We start from the raw sequence: 25,484 nt of genomic DNA, 5'->3' as shown, positions 1-25,484 counted from the left end.
TACGACGTCTAAGTAAGATTCCGTTAAAATATGCTTATTCGTAAAAAAATAACAACCTCGCGGTTGTCAATTAATCCGGCTTGCGCCGTATGCAGTTGAAGAGCAGCCGTAGGCGGCTTACTCTTCTTCTTCGTCCTGTCCTTTGATGACAACGAGCAGGTCTCCATAGATTTCTTCCAGTGCAACGCCCACTTGTTTATGGGATCTCGCACCTCTTAAATCCGATTTTTCACCTTCACGTAGCTGTCTAGCCCGGCGGGAAGCAGCAACAACAAGGGAATACTTGCTGTCGACTTTGTTCATCATTTCATCAATAGAAGGATACAGCATATTAACAAACACCTCTTCGCATTAGTATAATCGCAAGTTGCCGCCTGACAGAACTGATGTGGCATGTCTTCACACCCGGGCATTCCGAGAAGGAGTGCTTCAGTAGATGATATGACAACTGCCCCACTTATATCGCATTCTGCAGCGGCAAAAGGGATTATTTATTGATCTTACAATGTTCGGCGATTATGATGCTTTCTATTCTCTTGCACGCCAAATCAATTTCATCATTAACAACAGCGTAATCATACTGCTCCAGCAGACTGATCTCATCAACCGCCACGGACATCCGGTGATCAATGGTCGCTTGGCTTTCGGTACCACGGCCCTGAATGCGATCTTTCAGCTCGTCCAATGAAGGAGGAAGCAGGAAAACAAAGATCCCTTCCGGGAATTTCTCTTTCACTTTTAACGCGCCTTGAACCTCAATCTCCAGAATGATATCGCGGCCTTCGTTAATCGTTTTCTCTACAAAATCACGCGGTGTTCCGTAATAATTACCAACATACTCCGCATGTTCCAACAATTGATCTTCAGCAATCATGTTCTGGAACTCTTCATGACTTCTGAAGAAATAGTTCACACCATGTTCTTCACCAAGACGAGGCTGACGGGTTGTTGCCGATACGGAATAGATCAATTCCGGAACCCGTTTGCGCAAAGCGCTGCATACAGTACCCTTCCCGACCCCAGATGGGCCGGACAACACTACCAGTAATCCCTTAGACATATTACACTCCATTTTATTCGTCGTTATCATCATCTTTCGAAGAAAGACGATGGGCGACCGTCTCAGGCTGAACTGCAGACAAAATGACATGATCGCTATCCGTAATAATTACGGCACGAGTACGTCTTCCGTACGTTGCATCAATCAGCATGTGACGATCTCTTGCCTCTTGTATAATTCTCTTGATCGGCGCCGATTCCGGACTCACGATGGATATAATCCGGTTCGCCGATACGATGTTACCGAATCCAATGTTAATGAGTTTGATTGCCATAATCAGGTTCTTCCCCCTATACATGCGACTCTTTTGCCGAAATTTGGCCGATCATTCGATATTCGCAGCTTGCTCGCGAATCTTCTCCAGTTCCGCCTTCATCTCGACAACACGATTCACCAGAGCCAAATGGTTGGCTTTTGATCCAATCGTATTGACTTCCCGATTCATCTCTTGAATTAGAAAGTCCAACTTACGACCTACCGGCTCATCACTCTTCAGCAGTTCCCTGCTCTGTCCAAAGTGACTCTGTAGACGCGTAAGCTCCTCTTCTATGTTAGAACGATCGGCAAACATTGCAATTTCCATACCCAATTTATGCTCATCAAAAGGGAAAGAGCCTTCTTCCTGCATTTCCGTAAGCCTTTGTCTTAGCTTGTTGCGATAATCACTTACCACAGTCGGTGCAAGATCAAGCATCTCGGTATGCAGTGACTCCAGACGGGTAATCCGCCGTTCCAGGTCACTGGCCAGATGAAGACCCTCGCGAGCGCGCATCTGTTCAAGGCTGGACAGAGCCTCTTTCAATCCTTCCTGCAGAACTCGCTCCCATTCGTCCTTCTGCTCTTCGGGAATGGAACTTGTCCCATCCGAATGAACCATGACGTCCGGCAGACCAAGCATATCCACAATACTTGGTTTGCCCTGCATTCCATATTGGGTCTCCAGTTGCTCTGCAGCCTGCAGATAGGCCCTGACCGTCTGTTCATTCAGAACAGCGGGAAGAGCCTGGTCTTCCTCTTTTTCTTTCATTACATAAACATCAATCCGCCCACGTTTCAAACGACTCTGTACGATTTTCCTCAAACCGTCTTCATAATACGTCCACTCTCTTGGCAGACGCATCATCACTTCGCAATAACGATGATTAACAGATTTGATCTCTAATTGTACCTTATAGCCGCCAAAATGAAAGGCGGATTGACCGTATCCGGTCATACTGAATGACATCGGCATCACATCCGTTTTACTATTGTAATTGATTATTAGGGTTGAAACAAGTAGGACATTGATGCTCCGACTTCTCCCATACGTATTGAGTCAGTTCGGCCGTCATGCCGTAGAACATAAACGGTGTCATAAGATAGATGCCTTTGAAATGCGCTGTTGCTACGTCCAGCAATTCTTTGGCAATTTTTACCCCCATCGCACGGCCTTCTTCGCCTTCCAGACCTGCCATACGGGAACGCACTTCATCCGAAAGCTGAATTCCGGGAACCTCGTTGTGCAGATACTCTGCATTCCGTCCACTCGCCAGCGGCATTACACCTACAAAAATGGGCACATCCAGATGTTTGGTCGCCTCGTGCATCGCTACAATCAACTCAGGATCATAGATCGGTTGTGTCATAATGTAATCTGCACCAGAGGCAATTTTCTTCTCCAGACGCTGTACAGCTTTTTCCAAATATTTCACATTAGGATTAAATGCTGCTCCGATGACAAAACCCGCTTTTTGCTTCAGCGGTTTACCAGAGAAAGCCACTCCATCGTTCAACTGTTTGATCATGCGTATGATTTCAAAAGAAGTCAGATCGTATACCGAGCTTGAACCCGGCAGATCACCAAATCTTGCAGGATCTCCTGTTACAGCCAGTACATGATTGATGCCCAGAGCATCAAACCCCATCATGTGGGACTGTGTTCCAATCAGGTTCCGGTCACGGCAGGCAATGTGCACAAGTGGACGAAGGCCCGTGCGATCCTGAACAAGGTGACCCAGTGCCATGTTGCTCATCCGTGTAACCGCGAGTGAATTATCGGCCAGTGTCAGGGCATCGGCTCCTGCTGCTTTTAATGTCTCGGCACCTTTCATGAACTTGGCAATGTCCAAGTCACGCGGCGGGTCGAGTTCAACAATGACCGTGTGACGCTGCTTGACCAGATCAACGATCGTAGGCTGTCCTCCACGCCCGGAACGCTCATCCACATGTTCATGCAACACAATACGCGGTTTGGATTCTGACGGATCAGGCTCCAAAATAGGCGAAGGTATATAGTCAGCAAGCGCCTCTTTCATAGCGGTAATATGATCAGGTGTCGTACCACAGCAACCGCCGATAATACGAGCGCCCAGTTCGGCAAATTGCACTGCCGTCTGACCAAAGTACTCCGGAGTTGCACCATAACGGAACTGACCATCTACATAATCTGCAGCACCCGCATTTGGATAAACAGACATTGGAATACCAATACGTCCGGAGACGGTTTCCATGGCACGCATAATCCCGTTTGGACCTGAGCGACAGTTAAAACCAATGACGTCCGCGCCCTGCTCCCGCATGATCCGGAAGGCTTCAGGCATCGTATATCCGTCCAGTGTATGCCCTACATCCTCTACGGCGAACTGTCCAATCACGGGCAGATCACTTAGCTTGCGCGCTTGCAAAAGAGCAATATCCATTTCCTCGATATCATAGAAGGTCTCAAGCAAAATGCCATCCACGCCTTCATCAAGCAGTGCAGAGATCTGTTGTTGATAAAAGCGCTTCAGTTCACTCGTTGACACGTTCGTCCGCTTGCCACCTCGGATGGAACCAACTGCACCAAGCACATAACCGGTATCCCCAGCTACCTCTTTGGCAATGCGTACGCCGGCACGGTTCACGTCCTCCACCTTGGACTCCAGACCGAACTTGGACAACTTGTCGTAATTGGCAGAATACGTATTTGTTTCAAATATTTCTGTACCTGCATCCCGATAACGGCGATGTACATCCGCCACTACTTCAGGTGAAATCAAGTTCAATTCTTCATATGAAATCCCCACTGGAAACCCCATTTGGTACAGATATGTTCCCATGGCCCCATCTCCAACGAGAACCCGTTCCTGCATAACTTTGCGCAAATCCGCCTTCATCCCATTTCCCCCCGCCTAGCTGTGATCATTTACATACTAATGTAACACAAAAAACGCTAAAAAACGAAGAAAAACACAGGTTTTTGATGAGTATCCAGCTCATATGGACTTTCTTGCCATACAGCCCCCAATATGTCTCTGTACAGGAGACACGACCTGTCCTTTTTGACAAAAAAAGAGGCCCACAGGCCTCTTTGGTTAAACCTTCCACTTTTTATGAAGTGATTCCCTTAAAAACAACTTCAGCAGGTCCAGTCATGTATACATGATTGTCAGCTTCATTCCACTCAATGTGGAGATCCCCACCCTTAAGGCTGATGATTGCTGTACGATCCGTATGTCCATTCAGGACAGAGGATACCAGTGTTGCACAAGCTCCGGTTCCGCAAGCAAGTGTTGGACCAGCTCCGCGTTCCCATACACGCATGTCCACATATCCACGGTCACGAACTGTGGCGAATTCCACATTGATTTTTTTCGGGAACATCGGATGTACTTCAAGAAGTGGGCCCCAAGTTGTGAGGTCAAAATTCACAGCATCATCAACATAGATAACCGCATGCGGGTTACCCATGGATACGGCAGTGAATTTGAACGCATGTCCATTCGCTTCAATGTAGTGATCAACCACTGGGTTGGCATCCACCGTTGTAGGCACTTGAAGACCGTTCAGAATCGGCTCACCCATATCGACACGAACCGTTTCCACTTTACCATCACGAATGTTGAGACTCACAGGTTGTACCCCTGCACCAATCGTTTCAATGGTGATCTGCTCCTGGTTCACGTGACCATGATCGTATACATATTTGGATACACAGCGAATGGCATTACCGCACTGCTCTGCTTCCGAACCGTCCGAATTCATGATGCGCATCAGAAAGTCCGCCTTCTCCGAAGGCAGTATATAAACCAGGCCGTCCGCACCGATGCCAAAGAAACGGTTACACCATTTCACAGCCAGTTCTGCTGCATCTGCCGGAAGCTCCTTTTCACCAAATACAACGATAAAATCGTTACCAAGTCCATGCATTTTCGTAAATTCCATAATCTTGCCCACTCCTTTTGGCAGTCTGCTGCCAAAGCTATATTCTTGCTCTTCTACAGGATTACCATAGAAATTCATATTCAACATTTACACAAAAAAGCTATCCTGCAAAATGCCAAAGCTCCCGCTTCGAATCATTTTGAGGATAGCATAACGAAATAGGTCAGGAAAAGGTATTGATTTTATGCCGAAAACTTTGTACTTTTCGGTACGAAGCGGCCAGAACCACCCATACGGCGGCGGTTACGACGACCACCCCAGACGCTGCCTGCGCCCATAAGGAACGTTGGAATGCCCGCTGCAACGATGCAGATCGCCCATTCACGCAAGCCAAGTGGTACGGTTTTGAAGATCGGCTGCAACGGTTCAACGTACATGACAACCAGCATCAGTACAACCGATGAAATCACGGCAAGAACCAGATATTTGTTCTGTAAAGGATTCCGGTGGAAGATGGACCGCGAACTACGGCAATCAAAGACATGAATAAGCTGCGCCAAAACGAGTGTAGCAAAAGCTACAGACTGTGCCTTGATGAGTTGACCCGGATTATCCGGTGCAGCCTGAAGGGTAAGCCAGAATGCTCCGAGTGTACATAATCCAATTAACACACCCCGGCTGACGATTTTCCAACCCAGTCTGCGGGCAAAGATATTCTCCTTGGCTCCACGGGGTTTGTGTTCCATCAAATCTTTTTCCGGCTGATCTACCCCGAGCGCCATTGCAGGCAAACCATCCGTCACCAGGTTAACCCACAGAATCTGAATAGGTACAAGCGGCAGTGGCAGGCCCATCATCATTGCAAAGAACATCGTCAAAATCTCACCCACGTTTGATGCCAGCAAATAACGGATAAATTTGCGAATGTTCTCATAAATATTACGGCCTTCTTCAATGGCAGCCACAATGGTTGAGAAGTTATCATCACTCAGAATCAGCGCCGAAGCTTCCTTCGTGACATCTGTACCCGTAATACCCATCGCAATCCCGATGTCTGCCGCTTTAATGGCTGGAGCATCATTGACTCCATCTCCTGTCATGGCGACGACATGCCCTTTGCGCTGTAACGATTTTACGATGCGAAGCTTGTGTTCTGGAGATACCCTTGAGAACACGTAGATGCCCTCTACCTGTTTATCCAGTTGCTCGTCTGTCATGCCTGCCAGTTGTTGACCACTTAACGACGCGCCTCCGCGGGGAAGAATCCCCAGCTGATGAGCAATGGCTTCTGCCGTTGTTCCATGATCACCTGTGATCATGACGGTACGAATGCCCGCTTTGCGGCATGTGGCAATTGCATCTCGCACTTCACGACGCGGTGGATCTATCATACCTGCAAGTCCTACGAAGACAAGTTGACTTTCGGCGGCGTGTTCGTCAGCCACTTTTTCTTCCGGCCGCACTTCACGGTAGGCCATTCCGAGGACACGCAGTGCTGCTCCAGCCATGCTCTCGTTAGCTGCCATCACTTTCTGTCGCAGTGTTCCAGTGAAAGGCACGACCTTACCTTCCCACAAAATATAACTACAGTGTCCGATTAACACATCCGGTGCACCTTTGGTGTAGATCATTCGGCCCCCCTGATGATGAACCAGGACCGACATGCGTTTCCGCTCCGAATCAAACGGGAATTCCTGCTGGCGGGCATACAACTCTTTGAGTCCGGCAGGAGTAAGCCCCATTTTGGAGGCCAGTGTGACCAGTGCCCCTTCCGTCGGATCACCTTTCAGCTGCCAGAATACATTGTCTCGCTTGACCGTTTCTTCTTGGAGATCACCTTTTTTCGTGTTTTTCTTGCCGTCCTTTTTATTATCCTTGCCCTTTTTCTTGCTCCCCACCTCGCTTGCAACACTCTCAACAATACTGGCATTGTTGCAAAGTGCGCTGATCTGGAGCATTCTGCGTAGGGATTGATCACTCTTCAGTTCCACCGTTCGACCGTTCTCCAGCATCTGCCCTTCAGGTGCGTAACCATCTCCGGTAACCTTGATGCTGCGTCCCTCCAGCCACACATCCGTTACCGTCATCTTGTTCTGGGTGAGCGTGCCAGTCTTATCCGAACATATTACGGATGCACAGCCCAGAGTTTCGACGGAAGGCAGTTTGCGTACAATGGCTTTACGTTTGATCATACGCTGCACGCCAAGTGCGAGTGCAATGGTTACAATAGCCGGCAGACCCTCCGGTATGGCAGCCACCGCGAGGCTAACCCCTGCCAGAAACATGCCAACGGCTGGTTGACCGTGTAATATCCCGGCGACGACAACCATAATGGTTAATCCCAATGCGACAAAAATCAGAATTTTGCCCAGTTGTTCCAGCCTGTGCTGTAACGGTGTTTCCTGCTCCTCCGTATTCTGGATCAGATCGGCGATTTTGCCCATCTCCGTCTCCATCCCCGTACGGATAACCACGCCTTTGGCTGTACCACGAGTGACCATGGTACCCATAAAACCAATATTCTTTTGATCACCCAGCGGAACATCCTCGTCCGCAATCGGAAGGCAATGTTTGCTTACAGGAACCGATTCCCCGGTAAGTGCTGACTCCTCAACATCCAGACTGTTTGTTTGCAGCCAGCGCACATCAGCGGGTATACGATCCCCACTCTCCACCATAATAATATCCCCGGGGACAAGTTGTTTGGCGGCAAGGTGTACTTCCTGGCCTGAACGAAGCACTTTGGCAAGAGGTGCAGACAACTGTTTCAATGCACGAAGAGATCGTTCAGCCCGGAATTCCTGTACAAACCCCAGAATCGCATTCAGTACGATAATAGCCACAATCGTTACTGCATCCAGATACTCACCCAACAATCCGGATACCAACGTTGCTCCCATCAACACCAGCACCATAAAATCCTTGAACTGATTCAAGAGCAATGTAATCGGAGATATGCGTTTCCCCTCGCTCAGCTCATTCGAACCGACCACTTTCCTCTTCTCTGCTACAGCTTCATCCGTCAATCCTTCCTGCGGGCTGACGCCAAGAGTGTTACGAAGCTCTTCATCACTAAGTTGATGCCACTTGGTATGTTCCATGCTTCAAGTTTCCCTCCCAGTCTGTATTTCATCTGCAAAAAATAAGCTCACATGTTTCACCGGCGTGCTGGTCGACAGGCTGTACACTATGCCGGACAAACTACCTGCTCTATATGTATTCGGACAGGTCTGTGATTAGCACCCGGAAGGTGAATCCTTTCCCTGATGGACAGAATAGGCTAAAATAAAAGTCTGCGATGTTCTGCGCAGTACCGATTCCAGCGTTCAACAGGCAAGCAACGAAGAATCTGCAGCCAGTCCTTGTTTTTTTACATACCTGGTTGCACGGTTTCAGTTATATAGATGAAGCATTTGGCATGATAAATGCAGATGCTCGATAGAGAGAGGAAGTGGAAAAAATGGCATTGGACGGCATTGTAACACGGGCCATTGTTCATGAACTGCAAGGCTGCATTGGTGGACGCATCAGCAAAATCCATCAGCCGAATGGCCATGACGTAGTTCTCACCCTACGTGCTCAACGCGGTAATAGTAAATTGCTTGTTTCGGCAAGCCCAACCTATCCCCGTGTGCATTTTACGGAAAAGACATTCCTTAACCCTACGGAAGCACCCATGTTCTGCATGCTGCTCCGCAAGCACTGTGAAGGTGCAATCATTGAGGAGATCCGTCAGATTGGCATGGAACGTATCATCCACATCAATGTGCGCCAGCGTGACGAACTAGGGGATGTATCGGTTAAACGGATCATCATTGAATTGATGGGGCGTCACAGTAACATTATTTTGCTTGATCCCGTTACAGAAACGATTCTGGATGGCATTCATCATGTGACTCCTTCCATCAGCAGCTACCGGGTAATCATGCCTGGATTCTCGTATACCGCTCCACCCGAACAACATAAAAGTAATCCGCTCGAAGTGAGCCGGACAGCATTCGAGGACAGCTATCATGCCGTTGAAGAAGAGGCATCACGCTGGCTTGTGAATTCCTTTAGCGGTCTTAGCCCGTTAATTGCGGGAGAGATTGCTGCCCGTGGGATTGCTCTTGAAGGCACCGTGAGCACTCCAGATGTGGTTGAGGGTGAGAGCCGAGTTGAGGCTGGTGCACTCTGGAACGCTTTTGAAGCCGTGATGGGACCTGTCAGAGATCATATCTACACGCCTGTAACCGGAACAAACGCCAAAGGCAAAATGATTTTCTCGGCCGTTCATCTTCAGAGCATTCAGGACTTGGAGAAAACCTATGACACGATGAGCAAGTGCATGGAAGATTATTACGGAGACAAAGCTGAGCGGGACACGGTAAAACAAAGAGTAAGTGATCTGCTCCGTTTTCTGCAGAATGAGCGAAGCAAAAACATCAAAAAGCTGGACAACCTGAACAAGGACCTGCTGGAAGCGGACGATGCAGACAAGTTCAGACTATGGGGTGAGTTGCTATTCGCCTCCCTGCATCAGGTCCACAAAGGGGACAAGAGCGTGGAGCTTGTGAACTTCTACGATGAAGACCAAGCCAACATTACCATTCAGCTTGATCCACTGCTCACACCGTCTGACAACGCACAACGTTATTTCAAGCGGTATAACAAATACAAGAACAGTCTGGCTGTCATTCATGAGCAGCTTGGCAAAACCAAAGACGAGATTGACTATCTCGATAACCTGTTGCAGCAATTGTCCATCGCATCTATGAACGATATTGAGGAAATACGGGATGAGCTTGTGCAACAGGGATACCTTCGTGATCGCAATAAAAAGGGTAAAAAGAAGAAGAAAAGTGACCGTCCGACCGTACACCAGTTTACCTCTTCTGAGGGAATTGATATTCTTGTGGGCAAAAACAACCTGCAAAATGAGTATGTGACCAACCGTCTTGCTTCTTCCAACGACACCTGGCTGCATACCAAAGACATTCCAGGTTCACATGTCGTTATTCGCAGTACGGACTTTGGTGAAGCTACATTGGAAGAAGCAGCACAGCTTGCTGCCTATTTCAGCCAAGCCAAGGAGTCCAGCAGTGTGCCTGTGGATTACACGTTTATCCGTCATGTGCGCAAACCAAGTGGTGCGAAGCCTGGTTTTGTGATCTATGATCACCAGAAGACCTTGTTTGTCACTCCAAATGATGAATTGATCAAAAGTCTGCCATCAACCATTAAAAATGGATAAGGCTATATAGATGTAACAGTAACAAAGACAGAATCCCCTGACCATTAACGGTTCAGGGGATTTTTGTGGTTTCACTACTTGTTTCAATGTTATGTGAAGCTCAGCTTATTTAGTTTCCTCATTGAATATTAATTCATTTATATGTATAATAATTCAATTGTGATAATTAAAACTACTGTTAAGGAAGTGTATCATGACCATACATATCAGAGAAACTCAACCTGATGATCTGAAACCCCTGATGGCATTAATGCATGACTATGTGGTGGGATTCTACAACAACCCTTGGCCTGGTGATCAATCCATCCAGCTTTTGATCAACAACCTGCTTAATCAGCAGATCGGTGCTCAATTCGTGGCAGAAGAGGACGGGAAGCTTATCGGATTTTCCACCCTGTTCTTTACTTACAGCACGATGAAAGCAGAGCGTGTCGCCATCATGAATGACCTATTTGTTACGGAAACATTCAGAGAGGGCGAAGCAGAAGCCAAATTATTTGCACACTGTCAGCAGTATACGCGTGACCATGGATGTGCATATATGTCTTGGATCACAGCAGTGACCAATGAGCGGGCACAGCAATTATTCGAACGTCTTGGGGCTAACCGTGGCGCTTGGGTAAACTATTCCATTACGTAGACTCTTTTGAAAACAAAAAAAAGGGACATGCAAACATGAAGGTTCAGCCCTATCATGATTGCATGTCCTTTTCTCCTTCGATCTTAAAATGTAGCCAGTAATACAGAATTTATTATAGTCAGATAGAGCGTTGCAACGTCTCGCTTACTCTACTTTTTGCTGTGAAGCAGCTGCCTTCAGCCTTTCCAACACATCAACCGTCACGGTCTTGCTACCAAGATCCCCGTGGAAAACAACACCTTGCCGTTTGCCATGATAATCAGATCCACCTGTTTCAATGAGGTCGTATTCCTTGGCCAGCTTACCATACCTGCGTTCCTCTTCCGGGCCATGGTCCGAATGAAACACCTCAATGCCATCTGGACGAGAGTCTTCGATGATACGTCGCACCAATTCATCATCATTATAGAGACCCGGATGGGCAATCACAGCGGCTCCACCAGCGGCTCTGATCCACTCACACGCATCCTCGGGTGCAACTCGGGGTACAGATACGAAGCCAGGCTTGCCTTCAGCAAGATATCGATCAAATGCATCCCGCATGTCTACAGCATATCCCTTCTTCACCAACACATCAGCCATATGAGGTCTGCCGATACTCTCATCCGGCTCTAACGGCCGTCCTAGCTCATCGAGTACCTCCTGCCAGCTTATATCAAGCCCGAGTTCCTGCAGCTTGCCAATAATCAGATGATTTCGCTCATCTCGTGCTTCTCGTAATCCGCGCAACCGTTGCAGGAACTGCTCATCCTCTGTATTCACATAATACCCGAGCACATGAATATCTTTCCCACCAGCCCGAGTGCTGATCTCCACTCCGGCAACAACATCAATATCGTACTCTTTTCCCGCTTGCTGAGCTTCCGCTACACCAGCTACTGTATCATGGTCCGTTAGGGCAACCGCAGATAGACCTTTTTGTTTGGCAAGCTTCACATTATCAGCAGGTGGCTGCATTCCATCGGAAGCCTGACTATGCGTATGAAGATCACAGCGTCCTTGGCGCTGATCCATGAACAACAGCTCCTTTGTGTAAAATTGATTATGATTCAATCTTATCTATCATTGATGTTGCCAACTATTATGCCTTTCCCGTCTTATGTACCGACTCAGGCTGCTCCTGCTGACGCAGATAATTCAGGAAAGCGACTGCTGACAGGGGCAACAAGGACGATTTTAGATGGATGGCATAGAACTGCCTTTTGAATTCGAGTCCGCGGATATCCACAATATGAACAAGTCCCAGAGCCAGTTCATGCTGCACCGAAGAAGGAGATAACATCGTAATACCTACCCCTGCCTCCACGGCTGATTTTACCGCTCCTGTACTGCCAAGTTCCATTACAACATTCATATCCTGTGGATCAATCTTTTTCTTTTGCAATTGGTCTTCCATCACCTGACGAGTACCCGAGCCCTTCTCACGCAGCACAAAAGGATAATTCATGACATCCTCAATATTCACTTTGCTACGCTTAGCCAGATCATGCCCGGCAGGTACAATCAGTTTCAGCTCGTCCTGCATGACAGGCTCTACAATCATGTCCGGGTGGTGCACTGGCGCTTCAATCAGACCAAAATTAAGCTGGTGCTTTAATATATCATCCATAATTTGCGTTGTATTCATCACTTTCATGACGATTGAAATATCCGGATATTGAAGCGCAAATGGTCCGAGCATGCGCGGAAGCACATATTCCCCGATTGTTAAACTGGCTCCCAGCTGGAGTCGACCTTGTAACATCTGAGTAAACGCCGACATCGCTTCGTCCGTCTGTCTGACCAGCTCTACACTCCGTTTCGCATGAGGCAATAAAGTCCGGCCAGCCTCGGATAATTCTATTTTTTTGGTGGAACGATGCAGTAACTTTGTCCCAAAATAGTCCTCCAATGATTGAATCTGCATCGTTACTGCCGGTTGAGTCATATGTAATGCTTGTGCAGCAGCCGAGAAACTCCCCTTCTCTGCTACCGTATAAAAAATATGCAATTGGTGAAAATTCATATCTTCGCCCCTCTTCGATTACACTCTCTACATTGTAGCCGATTTCCCGCTTGGCAACAAAAAAAGCATGCAGCTTGTCTGCATGCGATAATACTTGAATCTATGATTTCAACATATTGAATCTACTCAGGCTTACTTATGCTTGCGGCTATTTTTGACCAACGTCATTCTTCTTGAATGTCTTAACCATGAATAATATGATTTCAGGTCCCTCAACTCAATGGTCTCCGACATACGTCCCAGAAACGTAACCACAATCATTTTGTGCAGCGGGTTGCCCGCAATATCATATTCTCCTTCAAGTTCGGAAAATTCGGCGACCACCACCAGATCCTCATCAATCAGGTAGACGTCCTGTTCATTACGGTAGTATGGTGTTATACGGTCCTGCTTCAGACACTCCCATAACCACGCCGCAATATGGTCATCATCACTACGTGCAGGCTCAATACGGTCTGCATACCGCATCTTGGCATGATGGGTAATGACGATGTCGGCCACTTTCTTGTCTCCAAGAGCCACGAAAAACGGCTCGTAGGTGCTCCAACGTTGCATCACCTTATCACGCATGGGAATCACTCTCCACCAGATAGGACTTTCTATCTATTTATTACCAAATATATTACAACATTAGTCCCGCAACCTCAAGGCGTAAGTTTAACTTTTTTTCATAAGAGTCCATTTGTGCATAATTCAAGAAAAGAGCGACCCCAAAGGGTCCCTCCAGTTTCTCGTCTATATTCCGTAAAAGCTCGTTTTGTCCATCGTTTTGCTGGCATACTCGGTTTTGATCTCATTACGATACGAGCGTTCGATCTTGCGCACATAGGAAAGTCGCTTCACATTTTTCATCGTATCATCAGCCCGTTCTGCATTAACATACATGACTACATAATGCATACGGCGGGAGATATAATGCACGGTGCCATATTTTTCGAGATTACGGGCAGCCTTCAAATCACTGACCCAAATAATGAATCCTGTCCTTTCCGCAAACATCATCGTTCCCCGCCCTTCTATAATGATTACTTAACTGCAACCACACTTGCCGCCACTACCGCAGCCGCCCTTCGGATTCGGGTCATTGCTCGGTACTTTAATGGTTGTTGACACTGCGAATGCAATGGTCTCTGACATCTGGAATAACATATCATCCAGGGACTTCTCTGCCTGTTTGAAGCGGATTACCGCCTCGAAATTTTCCAACTCCTGTTCCAGAGCCTTCACCTGGTCTTTTGCTGCATGATAATCCGGGTGAAAATGACCGAAGCGCTGTGTTTCTTCAAACAATTCCTTCTTGGCATTCAGCTTCCGAATCCCCATCTGAATCTCAGGGGTAGTCTCGACTTGCTGCTTCCAATATAAATAATCCGATACTTCGGCAGATTGGTTAATCATGTCGCCCAGTTCATATGCGCCCGTTAACACTTGGGCCATATCGACCGTGTTCATTTCCGCTACGCTCATGAAATATTCATCCTATCTATATATAAAGTTCTACTTAACGTAGACTACCTCATCATAGCATATCCATGAATAGTTAAGAAGAGTTTTTCCTGCAATTAGAAATAGGGGGAGCTCGAAAATTCGCCTTTCAACCTGATATTTACGTGAAATAGTCAGGTTATGACATCATCTGGCAAGATAAGACGCATTGTATCCCACTCTGACGGGGAGAATGTACGCCATTCCGTCTCTGATGTATGTTCATTTGAATCCAGCATGCACCAACCGCTTAAAGTCCATTGTTCATGACCCTCTACCTGATGTGGAATGAGGTATTGCGTACGATTTTCCTGTTGTATCCCCAGCTTGGTCTGCCACTCAATGGCTTTGGTAGCAATCTGTCGCGCTGTTGAACTATGATATCGACGCCACTCCCTGTACCAGGTCTCCGGTATCTCCTCAAATCCCAACAGAGAGAACTTCTTCTCAATGACAGAATGATCACGCTCCAACCCATGCAGAAATGCAGGGACATCAACCAGACCTTGATTATCCGGTGTGTAGAAAGAAGAATATACACCGCTAAACATATCTTTTTCTAATAACTTCGGATCATCTGTGGAGCCTGTACTTTCCTCCATTACCTCCATACTTCTATCTACAGTCAATGGTGCAGCATCCGTCTCCTTGCCCCAATCTGCTAACGCAATCCGTACATTCTCCGGTATACCTGTTAGCGCATATTGATCCAGAAACTCTATCACTTCAGGTAACCCATACCCTCTGGCTATGGCCGAAATGAATCGTTCTCTTGTCAAACGGTAGATCGACATTCGATCACGTGTCACCCGTTCTGCGTATTGCTCCAGCATCCAGATCACATCAGGCCCTGCTTCCGGCGGCACCAACATTTCAAAATCAGGCTGCATGTAAAATCCAGACGGCTCCCTCTCACTTACCATCTCTTGTTCCCGATTTAACAGGCTCTGCGGTTCGATCAGCCAGCGAAATGCCAGCTCTCCCGACTGATCTTCTCCTACTTCACCATAACCCCAGCAAGCTAGTGCGCAAAGCCAGCCCCTGACCCGTGGTTTCAATTCCGAATTCTCTATATGGCACCATATGTTTTTTTCTGGAGCAAACAATGCCAATTGATAACGGAAATGCTGCAACGCGGGTTCAGCTTCTCCGTATCTTTCCATACACGCTTGATATATTTCCCGATGCATCTGTCTCCACGAGAGCTTCAACCATTTTTGTAATCGATGATCTACAATCTGAATTCGATCATCTGACTTCTGAACGAGATTCAGACTGAGCAGTAGATCGAGAAGGATAGCTACGTGGGTCGGATACAAATCCGAATGTTCATATTGGATGCCCAAACCATCAAAGTCTGTGGCGGATAGTACTGTTATTGCACTTAATTTTTGAACCATTCTCTTATGTATCGTACCTTTACCTGTCAAAGGAAGTCCTTCTCTTGGGATCCAAGCGATCAGATGAATCAACTCTGCAGCGAGATCCGGCTTTCCTTCCTGAAGTACATGAGCATGCTGTGCCATCTTTTCAACAGTTATACCCACTCTTTGTGCGTAAGCAATCGTCAACGTCTCCATCAGCGAAGCAGGAATATAGAATAATCGCTCCCCCCAACTCTTATATACAGATTCAATCCATCTTTGCTGCCTAAGGTTGGCGAATGAAGATTTGGCTTCTGCGACACTTAGTCCTTCAATGGCCCACTGTTCTCGCGGCAGGAGGGAGGAAAAAGGCTGACCCGCATGTTTGTGAAAAATTGCACCAAGCACTTTTTGTTCCACCAAAGCAAGCTTTGACCATGAATCAAGGTTCAGTACCACAGGCTCATCTATTGGTTCAAATGAAGACATATCCCAATCCTCCTCTTTTCGCGAGTATAAATGGACTATTCGTTCTCATGAACGATGGCATATTCATATCCCTGCTCCACCAAGAACATCTGACGGTTTAATGCAAACTCCTGTTCCTTACTATCCTCTGATACCAGCGCATAGAAATATGCTTTATTTTCTCCAGCTTTCGGTCTCAGAATTCTCCCCAAACGCTGTGCCTCTTCCTGCCTTGACCCGAAACTCCCGGATATCTCAAGCGCAACAGCAGCATCGGGCAGATCCACAGCAAAATTGGCAACCTTGGATACCACAATCGTTTTAATCTCTCCTCGTCGAAAAGCGGCAAACCACTTGATTCGCTCTTGCTGTGACATGGTCCCCGAGATTAGAGGTGCTTCAATTTCCCGGGCAATCAACTCGAGTTGATCCAGATATTGTCCAATCACAAGTGCAGGCAAATCCCGATGACGTTCAAGCAAACGCTTGACTACACTTACTTTCGCCGGATTCTCTGCAGCCAATCGAAATTGGTGCTTAACCTCGGCTTGCAGATAATTCGATCTTAGTTCCGGGGAAAATGGGATACGTATCTCCTGGCATTGTACATCAGCAATCCACCCTTGCTGCTCCAGTTGTTTCCACGGCATATCATAGAGCTTCGGACCAATTAACGAGAAAACATCCTGTTCACAGCCATCCTCTCGAACCAATGTAGCCGTTAATCCCAGTCTTCGCGTAGCTTGAATATCCGCAGTTGCACGAAACACTGGTGCTGGCAGCAAATGTACTTCATCATATATGATCAGCCCCCATTGCCGCTCACTGAGCAGTTTGATGTGGGTAAAATCAGCGTTCTTTGATTTCCGGTGGGTAAGAATCTGATATGTAGCTACAGTCACAGGTTTCACCTGTTTTTTCTGACCTGAATACTCACCAATCTGTTCGCTGGTAATCGTGGTTTTGTCTTGAATTTCCTGAATCCACTGTCGCACAGACGTTGTATTGGACGTCAAAATAAGGCATTCACATTGAAGCCGCTCCAGCACCGCCATGCCAATGACCGTTTTTCCTGCCCCGCAAGGAAGTACGAGTAAACCACTTCCTCCCATGCCCTCACTGCCTTCGAATGCATCTACAGCCTCTCTCTGGTAAGAACGCAGCGCAAATCGCTCAGAGTGGTCCCCTGGATCATTAGACCGCCAATCAAATGAAAGTTTGGTTCCCTCCCGATACCCCACGTAATCAAGCACAGGGTAACCCAATCGTGTTAATTCCCTTTTTAATAACCCTCGCTGTTCTCCTGGGAGCAGAAGTTCATGAGCGTCCTTGCGTTCCATCCGAAAGGCAGCTATCGTTTTCAATCCACTTAATTCATCCAGCAACCGCTCATCCTCACTGTAAAGACGCATTCTGGTGTGATCTGCTTCGGAATGCAGCTTTAATTTGCCATACTGATCCATGATTCTCCGAACATCCTGTATTAGTGCAGCAGGCACGTTCCAGCGGGATACCAGCTCCAGACTTGCGATGACTTGATCTGCATTCCATCCCAGCGCAGCCGCATTCCAGAGCGATAACGGAGTGATTCGGTAAGTATGGAACGCTGCCGGTGTCTTAACCAGTTCTGAATACATCCCAAGCTGCTCTCTTGCTCTTTCGAATCCGGGGTGGCCAACTTCCAGCAAAACTGTAAAATCTCGCTGAACGATACAAGCATCTGTCCTTACCATATGTTCTGTTCCTTCCATTTGGAGCCTTCCTCCTATCACAAAAAAAGTCCAGTTCCGGCAGCTTCCGAAAATGAACCTGTATAATTGCGAGTTCAAAAAGTCTGGTTTTCAGTACCGAGAAGATGGACTTTTTGAACAACATTTATAAAAATCCACAAAAAAAACATCCTGCCCATACCTCGGTATGAACAGGATGCCCAACTAGCTATAAAGTCATTCGGCTGTGTAACCCTTGGCCATGGCGATAAATAATCTTACGGCAGTCTGCATCGCGTCTTCATCAAAATCAAACATCGGATGATGATGCGGATAGATCGCATTTTTATCCGGGTTGCCTGCTCCAACAAACATAAAGCACCCTGGCACCTTCTGCAGATAATACGCAAAATCTTCCGCTGGCATCAGCATGGGGGATGCTTGCACTCGTTCTGTCCCAAATAATTCTGTAGCTTCTCTGAAGAAACGCGCTGTCTCCTGTTCATCGTTCACCACAGGCGGATATCCCATAATATATTTCACTTGCGTCTCTGCCCCATAAGCTGCCCCTGTCTGGGCTACCATGGTAAGCACGCGCTCTTTCATCCCGTTTCGGGTCTCTTCATCAAACGTTCTTACCGTACCGCTCATTTTGCATTGCTCTGCAATTACATTCTGAGCCGAGCCCGCCTGCATTGTACCAATGGTCAGCACCGCGGGTTGCAATGGATCAACCGAACGACTGACAACGGTCTGAAGCTGCATCACAAGCGCAGAACCCGCAATAAGACTATCTATCGTGGATTGTGGCATCCCGCCATGTCCACCTTTGCCTTTGATCTCAATGTAAAAATCGTCCGCCGCAGCCATCATCGGTCCTGCTTTACTGGCAACAACACCTACAGGCAGCGGGGTCCACAGATGAATTCCGTATATAACATCCACGCCTTCAAGCGCACCATCCGCAATGACCTGGACTGCACCGCCCGGAAGCAGCTCTTCTGCTGGCTGGAACAAAAAGCGAATCTCGCCTTGAATCTCCTGCTTGTGACGGCTGAAATACAATGCCGTACCGAGCAAGATTGAGATATGACCATCGTGGCCACATGCATGCATCGCTCCTGCTTGTTGTGATGCATACTCGATATTCTTCTCATCCTGAATTGGAAGTGCGTCCATATCAGCTCGCAGCATGACGACAGGACCCGGCTTGTCCCCACGAAGGGTACCGATGACCCCGTGACCACCAACATGACGCCTCACTTCCACGCCAAAACTCTCCAACATATCCGCTACAAAAGAGGATGTCTTCTCCTCATGAAAGGAAACCTCTGGATTGCGATGAAGGTGACGCCGCCATTCCACCATGTGGATCTGCAGATCTTCCCACCATATATTATTAGTCATTTCTCTCCACCCTTTCAATCTTGAACGGGACTTATATCAAGCCCGAACCTTCCTCTTCAAACCTATTGCTGTATATTGTAGCAGAATTGGAAGAAAACCGATACGAAACGCCTTCGGAAAGCTTGCACGGGAAGGGGAAACATACTATCATGAACTAGAGAAATACTCGAGAAATTATACTCGGAAGCTTATGAGGAGGATCAAACGCTTATGATTTTTGAGAATACAGGCTTGGATGGCTTGAAGAGCGACTTGGCATACCTGGATGAGAGCGCCGAGAAAGTCGGATTTGTCCGGTGGCAATGGGAATATTACCGTGCTACATATGACTACAAAATTGAAGATGAACAAACCAACTCAGAATACTTTGTACGCATTAATACCCGCGCTGTGGAAGGCAAATTGGAAAAACCGGATACCGTTCTTGCTGTTGAAGCAGTATACCTTGGCAAAGCCACTTTCCCTCACGGCCTGGATTATGACTCTTCCGTTCCGCAACCAGTCGTGAAGCTGGCAGCCCAAAAATTACAGCAGCTCAAAGAACTGCTGGAAGCATAGGCTGGGCCAAACGATGAAACAACAAACGGCCCAAACGAAAACGAAGAGAGGCACGCCGGATTTTCAACTGCTAATCCTCACTTTATTGTTGGTGGGCTTTGGACTGGTGATGGTATTCAGCTCCAGTTCCAGCATTGCAATCGCAAGCGATAAATTTAACAATGATGCCCTTTACTTCACGAAAAAACAACTTATGTGGGCGATTATCGGTCTATTTGGCATGTTTTTTGCCATGAATATCCGCTTCAACAAGTACAAAAAGCTCTATGCACCCTTTTTCCTGCTCACTACGGTCATGCTGGTGATTGTTTTGATCTCAGGTGCAGTATTGAACGGTGCACGAAGCTGGATTCACATTTTCGGTTTTAGTCTTCAGCCTGCAGAGTTCGCGAAAATTGCTATTATTCTCTATCTCTCTGCTCTTATTACCAAAAAAGGTGAGAAATTCAGGGTTTTCAAGACAGGGTATTTTCCCGTCTTGTTCATCGTTGGATTCATCGCAGGACTGATTATGCTGCAACCAGACTTCGGTACCACCTTTATCCTGGTGTCCACCTGTGGTCTCTTGATCTATGCCGGTGGAGCCAGTATGAAACATATCCTGGGTTCCATTCTCCTGGTTGTACTCGGTGGGGCACTGGCGTTTGGAGCGAATTCTCTGTTTTCTTCCATGTCTCCTTCCGACACAACAACTGCTACAACAGCAGTCACTGCGGAGCAGAACTACAAGATCGGACGTATTCAAGCTTTCCTGAATCCATTATCCGATATTAATGGCGGAAGTCTTAACCTCTACCGTTCCCTTGTTGCCATTGGTGATGGCGGTATGACAGGTTCCGGGATTGGACAAGGTACGATGAAGCTGCACTATTTGCCAAATGCTTATAATGACTTTATTTTCTCCGTAATTGGGGAAGAACTTGGATTCATAGGAAGTGCATTATTCCTGCTTGTTTACCTGTACTTCATCTGGCGCGGAATTATTGTCTCTCTCCGCTGTCCCGATCCATTCGGAACATTGGTCGGCATAGGTATCATGGGACTGATTGCGATTCAAGCATTTATCAACATTGGTGGTGTAACTCAGACCATACCGGTGACGGGGGTTACGCTTCCGTTCATCAGTTATGGAGGCACCTCACTCTTTGTGATGATGGTTGCCATGGGCATTCTGCTCAGTATCTCACGCACCAACAATCTGGACGTGATCAAGGAAGAGAAAACGAAGTCCGTGACTGTACAGACACAGACTCGTACCTCTCCTGCTCTTCGTTCACGGGAGTCCATCCGTCGGATTCGATAAAGAACAACACAAAAAAGGCTGTGCACCTAATGGATGCGCAGCCTTTTTCTGTGTACTCGGTACTATTCTGTCTATCAAGATGAAGAACAGGTCAATATGACTCTGTCCTCCATTGCGGATTGCGATTTCTACAGATCGTCGCCTTTGAAAGATACGCCTTCTACCTTTACATTGACTTCAACCACGCGTAATCCGGTCATGGTCTCTACCGCTTCTCTTACATTCTGCTGAAGCATACGGGAAACTTCATGAATCGGGGTTTCGTACAGGACGATGATGCGCAGGTCAATGGCTGCTTCCAGCTGGCCGACCTCAACGCTCACGCCTTTCTGTACGTTTTTACCGCTGAGTCGCTTCGCCCAGCCCTCTGACAAACCTCCAGACATTGCGGCAATTCCGGGCGTTTCCATTGCAGCCATTCCGGCAATTTTTGCAACCACGTCATCGGCAATCCGGATGTTTCCGCTCTCCAGTTGAAGTTGTTCTGCCATGCCACATCCTCCTTCACTTCGTTACTCGTATTTTAAATCCTTTCCACCCCAAAAAGCAAATTAAACTCAAAAAGATGCGTTTACAACCTACCACCATTTGGTTATATTGAAATATGAAAATAATCTCATAAGCGATTTACAGTGTAATTTAAAACAAAATAATTTATAACCGAGGTGTTTGTTGTGAGAAACCGGATTTCATCCATTTTGCTGATTGCTTTCTTTGCACTCAGTGCCATCGCCCACTACTTGAAATGGGATTCGATTCTACAGTTCGTGATATCAGCCATTTCGGTTATTTTTGTGGCCGGTTTTTTAGGCAAAGCCACCGAAAATGTGGCCCACTACGCCGGACAGCGGCTGGGTGGATTCTTGAATGCAACCTTCGGCAATGCAGCCGAATTGATCATCGCCATTTTCCTCGTGAAAGAGGGACTGTTCGACATGGTCAAAGCAAGTCTGACAGGTTCCATTATCGGAAATCTGCTGTTAGTGCTTGGGTTAAGTATTTTTGCCGGAGGACTCAAGTTCAAAATTCAGAATTATAATGTCTCACTTGCAGGTCTGAATGGTTCCCTGATGATTGTTGCCATCATTGCCCTGTTTATCCCGGCAGTCTTTCTTAATACACATTCCATTACACAGAAAGACACGAATACCCTTAGTCTCATTGTAGCCGGATTGCTCATTCTCGCGTATATTGCTTGGTTGCTATTCTCCATGGTGACGCATAAGAACTACCTTGCAGACGTTACTGAGGATCGCGATGAAGAGCTACCCCACGAGCATGCTCCGGCATGGTCCAAGAAAAAATCTATTCTCTACCTGGTGCTCGCAACAATCATGGTTGCCTTTGTCAGTGAATGGCTGGTGGGCACGCTCGAAGTCTTCACTTCGGAATTTGGACTTAGCGAGCTGTTTGTCGGTGCATTCCTTGTGGCCATCATCGGTAATGCGGCCGAACACAGTGCAGCCATCATGCTTGCCATGAAAAATAAAATCGGAGCAGCCGTCGAGATTGCGGTTGGCAGCAGCCTGCAGATCGCGCTCTTCGTCGCTCCTGTTCTGATTTTTGTCAGCTACTTCACAGGCAGAACCATGGATATCGTATTCACAACGATTGAACTGGTCGCCATCGGCGTATCCGTATTTATTGCAAAGTCCATTACCCAAGATGGTTCAACGAATTGGTACGAAGGTTTACTCCTGCTCGTGGTATATATCATACTCGGTGTATCCTTCTTCTTGGTGTAACCAGGCCCTCACCAAGCTATATAAGTTGAACTAAAGAATATTTACACTGGACACTCCGATAACAGAACAACCTTCCGATCGCTGTTATCCCCAGATTTTTTTGATTCCTTTTATAAAGGGTTAAATCCGGGGATAAAGGCGAACGCTCCGCTTCTTCAGGTTATTTCTGTCCTCTCCGTTTTGTGTAAATGTTTAGTTTAATTTATATAACAAAAGAGGCAGCCCGAATTTACCTTCGGTGCTGTCTCTTTGCTTGTATACGCCTTCCGGCTGGCTTGCATCCCCATCCCGTTCAGACGCACAAAAAAAGCATGCATAAACGCCTGCATGCCTTCTATTCTGACCCGCGCATCTGCAGGCTATTGCTCATTCTTCTTGTTCAAGGCTTCATATAGAATTGCCAAATTCCGCTCAAGCGCGCTAACCAGCTGCTTACCTGCACCTTCTGGAAGGAGCCCTGCACGAACAGCAAAATCAACTTCCTTGGAGAACCCATACATCTGTGTATCCAATACTTCCTCATAGAGAGGGCAGTAGCGGGTAGCCAGATTCTCCATCTGTACTTCAATAAGCTTCTGTATTTTATCTGCATCTTCTTGAAGAAGACTGATCGCTTTCAAATTCAGCTGGTCCTGCAGATCAGATGAAGTCATGCATTTTTCCCCCCTATGTCCCAAAAATCGCGTAAAGACGTTCTACCTCTAATATTAGACGAAATGAAGAGCTAATACAAGAACCTGACCAAAATAAGCCCGCAAAGTTAAGCCTTCTGTTGAAGCTTAATCCACCTGTTCCAGTCACGTCCAGACGAGTATTCAGATCATTCCATGCCAAAAAACACCCCTGCCTAAAAAGGCAAAGGTGCTTCTTGAGAGCTATTACTCAGATGCGATGCTTACATTCAGTCCATGCTTGGCAAATACTTCTGACATGGCTGCTTTCGCTTCAACTGCATCTGGACCATGAACATGCAGTTCATAGCTGTGCGTGCTGATTAGCGTTGTAAACAATCCGAGAATACTTTTCACATCGATATACTTGTTCTCCGAATGAAGCACGATTGAAGAAGTAAACTTGCCTGCTGTTTGAGCAATTTCCACTACAGCCGCGTTATTACTCGACATAGGAATCCCTCCGTCTTTTTACTATTGGTATCATCTATTAATTACCACTACATGATACCGTGAATCCGCTTTCCTAGCAACAGCAAAATCCTGTTCCTATTTCAAACGGTCCGGATTCAGGCATTCCAGCTCAGGAATAACAAAAATACCGTCTTTACGAATCAGCACATCGTCAAAATAAATCTCCCCGCCGCCATAATCCGGACGCTGGATCAACACCAGATCCCAGTGGATGGACGAGCGGTTGCCATTGTCCGTTTCTTCGTATGCCTGACCCGGTGTAAAGTGCAAGCTACCTGCGATTTTTTCATCGAACAGGATGTCTTTCATCGGATGAAGAATATGCGGGTTAAATCCAATCGCAAACTCACCGATATGACGAGCACCCTCATCCGAATTCAGGATTTCATTCAAACGATCTGTATCGTTGCTTGTCGCTTCAATGATTTTTCCATTCTCGAACGTGAATTTGATATTTTCAAATGTCACTCCGTTATACAGCGTTGGCGAGTTATAACTAATCGTTCCGTTCACGGAATTACGCACAGGGGCACTGTACACTTCGCCATCCGGGATATTTTTTTGGCCAGAACATTTCTCTGCACCGATATCTTTAATGGAGAAGCTCAGCTCTGTTCCTGGTCCGGTGATACGAACTTTGTCCGTCCGCTTCATCAGGTTAGCGAGCGAGTCCTGCGCTTTGTCCATTTTGGCGTAATCCAGGTTACATACGTCGAAGTAGAAATCTTCAAACGCTTCTGTACTCGTGTTGGCGAGTTGCGCCATACTTGCGTTAGGGTAACGAAGTACAACCCATTTTGTATGTTTGACACGTTGTTCACTATGTACCGGGTGGGAGTACAATGAATTGTACATTTTCATTTTTTCTTCCGGCACATCGGACAGATCATTCACATTTTCTCCCGCACGAATACCGATATAACAATCCATCTGTTTCATCCGGTTCAGATCAATCTCTGCCCATGTTTTCATCATTTCTTCTGTGGCATTTTTCAGCATCGCACGCTGTACGGTTTTATCAGTCAACTGTACAAAGACGTTACCACCTTTTTTGCCTACCTCTTCAATAATGGCGTTAATCAGATCACGTTCCGATCCAATCATCTCAACCAATACATTTTCACCAGGCTGTACATCTACTGAATAGCCCACCAGGTTTGCTGCAAGCTTTTGAATTCTCGGGTCTTTCATCTTGGTAAAATCCTCCTGTCATCTGCCATACTTGAATTGAACAACGGTA

General features: G+C 46.9%; 24 protein-coding genes. 5 read left to right on the top strand and 19 right to left on the bottom strand.

The window, feature by feature from the left end:
* Positions 1-117 precede the first annotated feature (117 nt).
* The 7 genes from rpoZ to MHI14_RS10160 all read right to left on the bottom strand — a co-directional run bounded on the left by rpoZ (position 118) and on the right by MHI14_RS10160 (position 8,283).
* On the bottom strand, positions 118-330 hold the full coding sequence (gene rpoZ, locus MHI14_RS10190) for a DNA-directed RNA polymerase subunit omega (protein ID WP_091028645.1): 213 nt from the start codon (positions 328-330) through the stop codon (positions 118-120).
* A gap of 157 nt (positions 331-487) precedes the next feature.
* A complete protein-coding gene (gene gmk / locus MHI14_RS10185) occupies positions 488-1,060 on the bottom strand; it encodes a guanylate kinase (RefSeq protein WP_017687445.1) in 573 nt (190 codons plus the stop codon).
* 13 nt (positions 1,061-1,073) lie between these two features.
* Entirely contained in the window at positions 1,074-1,334 is a 261-nt protein-coding gene (remA, locus tag MHI14_RS10180) for an extracellular matrix/biofilm regulator RemA (protein WP_006209218.1), read from the bottom strand.
* 51 nt (positions 1,335-1,385) lie between these two features.
* Positions 1,386-2,285, bottom strand: coding sequence for a YicC/YloC family endoribonuclease (locus MHI14_RS10175; RefSeq protein ID WP_076211386.1), 900 nt, complete (start codon positions 2,283-2,285; stop codon positions 1,386-1,388).
* 19 nt (positions 2,286-2,304) lie between these two features.
* Entirely contained in the window at positions 2,305-4,194 is a 1,890-nt protein-coding gene (locus tag MHI14_RS10170) for a bifunctional homocysteine S-methyltransferase/methylenetetrahydrofolate reductase (protein WP_091028643.1), read from the bottom strand.
* Between the two features lie 214 nt (positions 4,195-4,408).
* Entirely contained in the window at positions 4,409-5,242 is an 834-nt protein-coding gene (dapF, locus tag MHI14_RS10165; protein WP_341131691.1) for a diaminopimelate epimerase, read from the bottom strand.
* Between the two features lie 182 nt (positions 5,243-5,424).
* Positions 5,425-8,283 (bottom strand): cation-translocating P-type ATPase, encoded by a 2,859-nt coding sequence (locus MHI14_RS10160; RefSeq protein WP_341130256.1) that lies wholly within the window; start codon positions 8,281-8,283, stop codon positions 5,425-5,427.
* A gap of 359 nt (positions 8,284-8,642) precedes the next feature.
* Here MHI14_RS10160 and MHI14_RS10155 point away from each other — a divergent pair, with 359 nt between their 5' ends.
* Together MHI14_RS10155 and MHI14_RS10150 are read left to right on the top strand one after the other, a co-directional pair.
* Positions 8,643-10,415: an Rqc2 family fibronectin-binding protein gene (locus MHI14_RS10155; protein ID WP_339310008.1), complete on the top strand. Its 1,773-nt coding sequence runs from the start codon at positions 8,643-8,645 to the stop codon at positions 10,413-10,415.
* A gap of 193 nt (positions 10,416-10,608) precedes the next feature.
* Entirely contained in the window at positions 10,609-11,055 is a 447-nt protein-coding gene (locus tag MHI14_RS10150; protein WP_091028636.1) for a GNAT family N-acetyltransferase, read from the top strand.
* A gap of 144 nt (positions 11,056-11,199) precedes the next feature.
* Here MHI14_RS10150 and MHI14_RS10145 read toward each other — a convergent pair whose 3' ends face one another.
* The 8 genes from MHI14_RS10145 to MHI14_RS10110 all read right to left on the bottom strand — a co-directional run bounded on the left by MHI14_RS10145 (position 11,200) and on the right by MHI14_RS10110 (position 19,493).
* Entirely contained in the window at positions 11,200-12,069 is an 870-nt protein-coding gene (locus tag MHI14_RS10145; protein ID WP_133385486.1) for a PHP domain-containing protein, read from the bottom strand.
* Between the two features lie 67 nt (positions 12,070-12,136).
* Complete coding sequence (locus MHI14_RS10140; protein ID WP_076211396.1) at positions 12,137-13,060, bottom strand: selenium metabolism-associated LysR family transcriptional regulator; 924 nt, start codon at positions 13,058-13,060, stop codon at positions 12,137-12,139.
* Between the two features lie 132 nt (positions 13,061-13,192).
* Entirely contained in the window at positions 13,193-13,630 is a 438-nt protein-coding gene (locus MHI14_RS10135; protein ID WP_017687436.1) for a hypothetical protein, read from the bottom strand.
* 165 nt (positions 13,631-13,795) lie between these two features.
* Positions 13,796-14,059, bottom strand: a complete 264-nt coding sequence (locus tag MHI14_RS10130; protein ID WP_026080981.1) for a YlbG family protein — start codon at positions 14,057-14,059, stop codon at positions 13,796-13,798.
* A 30-nt stretch (positions 14,060-14,089) separates the two neighbouring features.
* Positions 14,090-14,527 (bottom strand): YlbF family regulator, encoded by a 438-nt coding sequence (locus MHI14_RS10125; protein WP_036614642.1) that lies wholly within the window; start codon positions 14,525-14,527, stop codon positions 14,090-14,092.
* Positions 14,528-14,679: 152 nt separating this feature from the next.
* The gene (locus MHI14_RS10120; RefSeq protein WP_133385487.1) at positions 14,680-16,398 is read right to left on the bottom strand and encodes a helicase-associated domain-containing protein; all 1,719 of its coding nucleotides are present in this window, start codon (positions 16,396-16,398) and stop codon (positions 14,680-14,682) included.
* A gap of 35 nt (positions 16,399-16,433) precedes the next feature.
* Complete coding sequence (locus MHI14_RS10115; protein WP_133385488.1) at positions 16,434-18,128, bottom strand: DNA repair helicase XPB; 1,695 nt, start codon at positions 18,126-18,128, stop codon at positions 16,434-16,436.
* 195 nt (positions 18,129-18,323) lie between these two features.
* Positions 18,324-19,493: a M20 family metallopeptidase gene (locus MHI14_RS10110; RefSeq protein WP_133385489.1), complete on the bottom strand. Its 1,170-nt coding sequence runs from the start codon at positions 19,491-19,493 to the stop codon at positions 18,324-18,326.
* A gap of 210 nt (positions 19,494-19,703) precedes the next feature.
* On the opposite strand from MHI14_RS10110, the gene MHI14_RS10105 reads away from it, so the two are divergent.
* Positions 19,704-20,051 (top strand): YugN family protein, encoded by a 348-nt coding sequence (locus MHI14_RS10105; RefSeq protein ID WP_017687430.1) that lies wholly within the window; start codon positions 19,704-19,706, stop codon positions 20,049-20,051.
* A 13-nt stretch (positions 20,052-20,064) separates the two neighbouring features.
* Positions 20,065-21,354 (top strand): putative lipid II flippase FtsW, encoded by a 1,290-nt coding sequence (ftsW, locus tag MHI14_RS10100; RefSeq protein WP_091014278.1) that lies wholly within the window; start codon positions 20,065-20,067, stop codon positions 21,352-21,354.
* A 128-nt stretch (positions 21,355-21,482) separates the two neighbouring features.
* On the opposite strand, the gene MHI14_RS10095 is transcribed toward ftsW, so the two are convergent.
* Positions 21,483-21,845 carry an Asp23/Gls24 family envelope stress response protein gene (locus tag MHI14_RS10095; RefSeq protein ID WP_017687428.1) on the bottom strand — a complete coding sequence of 121 codons (363 nt, stop codon included), beginning with the start codon at positions 21,843-21,845 and terminating at the stop codon, positions 21,483-21,485.
* Between the two features lie 183 nt (positions 21,846-22,028).
* Between MHI14_RS10095 and cax the strand changes: the two genes are divergently transcribed.
* Positions 22,029-23,099 (top strand): calcium/proton exchanger, encoded by a 1,071-nt coding sequence (cax, locus tag MHI14_RS10090; protein ID WP_341130255.1) that lies wholly within the window; start codon positions 22,029-22,031, stop codon positions 23,097-23,099.
* Positions 23,100-23,458: 359 nt separating this feature from the next.
* Here the strand turns inward: cax and MHI14_RS10085 are convergent, their stop codons facing one another.
* From MHI14_RS10085 to MHI14_RS10075, 3 genes are all read right to left on the bottom strand, one after another.
* Complete coding sequence (locus MHI14_RS10085; protein WP_017687426.1) at positions 23,459-23,752, bottom strand: YlaN family protein; 294 nt, start codon at positions 23,750-23,752, stop codon at positions 23,459-23,461.
* 225 nt (positions 23,753-23,977) lie between these two features.
* Positions 23,978-24,223 carry an HPr family phosphocarrier protein gene (locus MHI14_RS10080; protein ID WP_036614658.1) on the bottom strand — a complete coding sequence of 82 codons (246 nt, stop codon included), beginning with the start codon at positions 24,221-24,223 and terminating at the stop codon, positions 23,978-23,980.
* Between the two features lie 96 nt (positions 24,224-24,319).
* A complete protein-coding gene (locus tag MHI14_RS10075) occupies positions 24,320-25,435 on the bottom strand; it encodes an aminopeptidase (protein ID WP_341130254.1) in 1,116 nt (371 codons plus the stop codon).
* Between the last annotated feature and the right edge of the window lie 49 nt (positions 25,436-25,484).

This window comes from Paenibacillus sp. FSL K6-2393 (assembly GCF_038002545.1).
Lineage (GTDB): Bacteria > Bacillota > Bacilli > Paenibacillales > Paenibacillaceae > Paenibacillus.
Note: the sequence above shows the minus strand (reverse complement) of the source record. Positions and strands in the feature narration are given on the sequence as shown.

Excerpts from the sequence above, each read along its gene's own strand:
- MHI14_RS10145 (WP_133385486.1), bottom strand. The coding sequence starts at position 12,069 with ATGGATCAGCGCCAAGGACGCTGTGATCTTCATACGCATAGTCAGGCT.
- gmk (WP_017687445.1), bottom strand. The coding sequence starts at position 1,060 with ATGTCTAAGGGATTACTGGTAGTGTTGTCCGGCCCATCTGGGGTCGGG.
- MHI14_RS10135 (WP_017687436.1), bottom strand. The coding sequence starts at position 13,630 with ATGCGTGATAAGGTGATGCAACGTTGGAGCACCTACGAGCCGTTTTTC.
- MHI14_RS10075 (WP_341130254.1), bottom strand. The coding sequence starts at position 25,435 with ATGAAAGACCCGAGAATTCAAAAGCTTGCAGCAAACCTGGTGGGCTAT.
- MHI14_RS10115 (WP_133385488.1), bottom strand. The coding sequence starts at position 18,128 with ATGGAAGGAACAGAACATATGGTAAGGACAGATGCTTGTATCGTTCAG.
- MHI14_RS10175 (WP_076211386.1), bottom strand. The coding sequence starts at position 2,285 with ATGTCATTCAGTATGACCGGATACGGTCAATCCGCCTTTCATTTTGGC.
- MHI14_RS10170 (WP_091028643.1), bottom strand. The coding sequence starts at position 4,194 with ATGAAGGCGGATTTGCGCAAAGTTATGCAGGAACGGGTTCTCGTTGGA.
- MHI14_RS10120 (WP_133385487.1), bottom strand. The coding sequence starts at position 16,398 with ATGTCTTCATTTGAACCAATAGATGAGCCTGTGGTACTGAACCTTGAT.
- MHI14_RS10155 (WP_339310008.1), top strand. The coding sequence starts at position 8,643 with ATGGCATTGGACGGCATTGTAACACGGGCCATTGTTCATGAACTGCAA.
- ftsW (WP_091014278.1), top strand. The coding sequence starts at position 20,065 with ATGAAACAACAAACGGCCCAAACGAAAACGAAGAGAGGCACGCCGGAT.
- rpoZ (WP_091028645.1), bottom strand. The coding sequence starts at position 330 with ATGCTGTATCCTTCTATTGATGAAATGATGAACAAAGTCGACAGCAAG.
- MHI14_RS10085 (WP_017687426.1), bottom strand. The coding sequence starts at position 23,752 with ATGACTTCATCTGATCTGCAGGACCAGCTGAATTTGAAAGCGATCAGT.
- MHI14_RS10095 (WP_017687428.1), bottom strand. The coding sequence starts at position 21,845 with ATGGCAGAACAACTTCAACTGGAGAGCGGAAACATCCGGATTGCCGAT.
- MHI14_RS10140 (WP_076211396.1), bottom strand. The coding sequence starts at position 13,060 with ATGAATTTTCACCAATTGCATATTTTTTATACGGTAGCAGAGAAGGGG.
- MHI14_RS10125 (WP_036614642.1), bottom strand. The coding sequence starts at position 14,527 with ATGAGCGTAGCGGAAATGAACACGGTCGATATGGCCCAAGTGTTAACG.
- dapF (WP_341131691.1), bottom strand. The coding sequence starts at position 5,242 with ATGGAATTTACGAAAATGCATGGACTTGGTAACGATTTTATCGTTGTA.
- MHI14_RS10105 (WP_017687430.1), top strand. The coding sequence starts at position 19,704 with ATGATTTTTGAGAATACAGGCTTGGATGGCTTGAAGAGCGACTTGGCA.
- MHI14_RS10080 (WP_036614658.1), bottom strand. The coding sequence starts at position 24,223 with ATGTCGAGTAATAACGCGGCTGTAGTGGAAATTGCTCAAACAGCAGGC.
- MHI14_RS10160 (WP_341130256.1), bottom strand. The coding sequence starts at position 8,283 with ATGGAACATACCAAGTGGCATCAACTTAGTGATGAAGAGCTTCGTAAC.
- remA (WP_006209218.1), bottom strand. The coding sequence starts at position 1,334 with ATGGCAATCAAACTCATTAACATTGGATTCGGTAACATCGTATCGGCG.
- MHI14_RS10150 (WP_091028636.1), top strand. The coding sequence starts at position 10,609 with ATGACCATACATATCAGAGAAACTCAACCTGATGATCTGAAACCCCTG.
- MHI14_RS10130 (WP_026080981.1), bottom strand. The coding sequence starts at position 14,059 with ATGTTTGCGGAAAGGACAGGATTCATTATTTGGGTCAGTGATTTGAAG.
- MHI14_RS10110 (WP_133385489.1), bottom strand. The coding sequence starts at position 19,493 with ATGACTAATAATATATGGTGGGAAGATCTGCAGATCCACATGGTGGAA.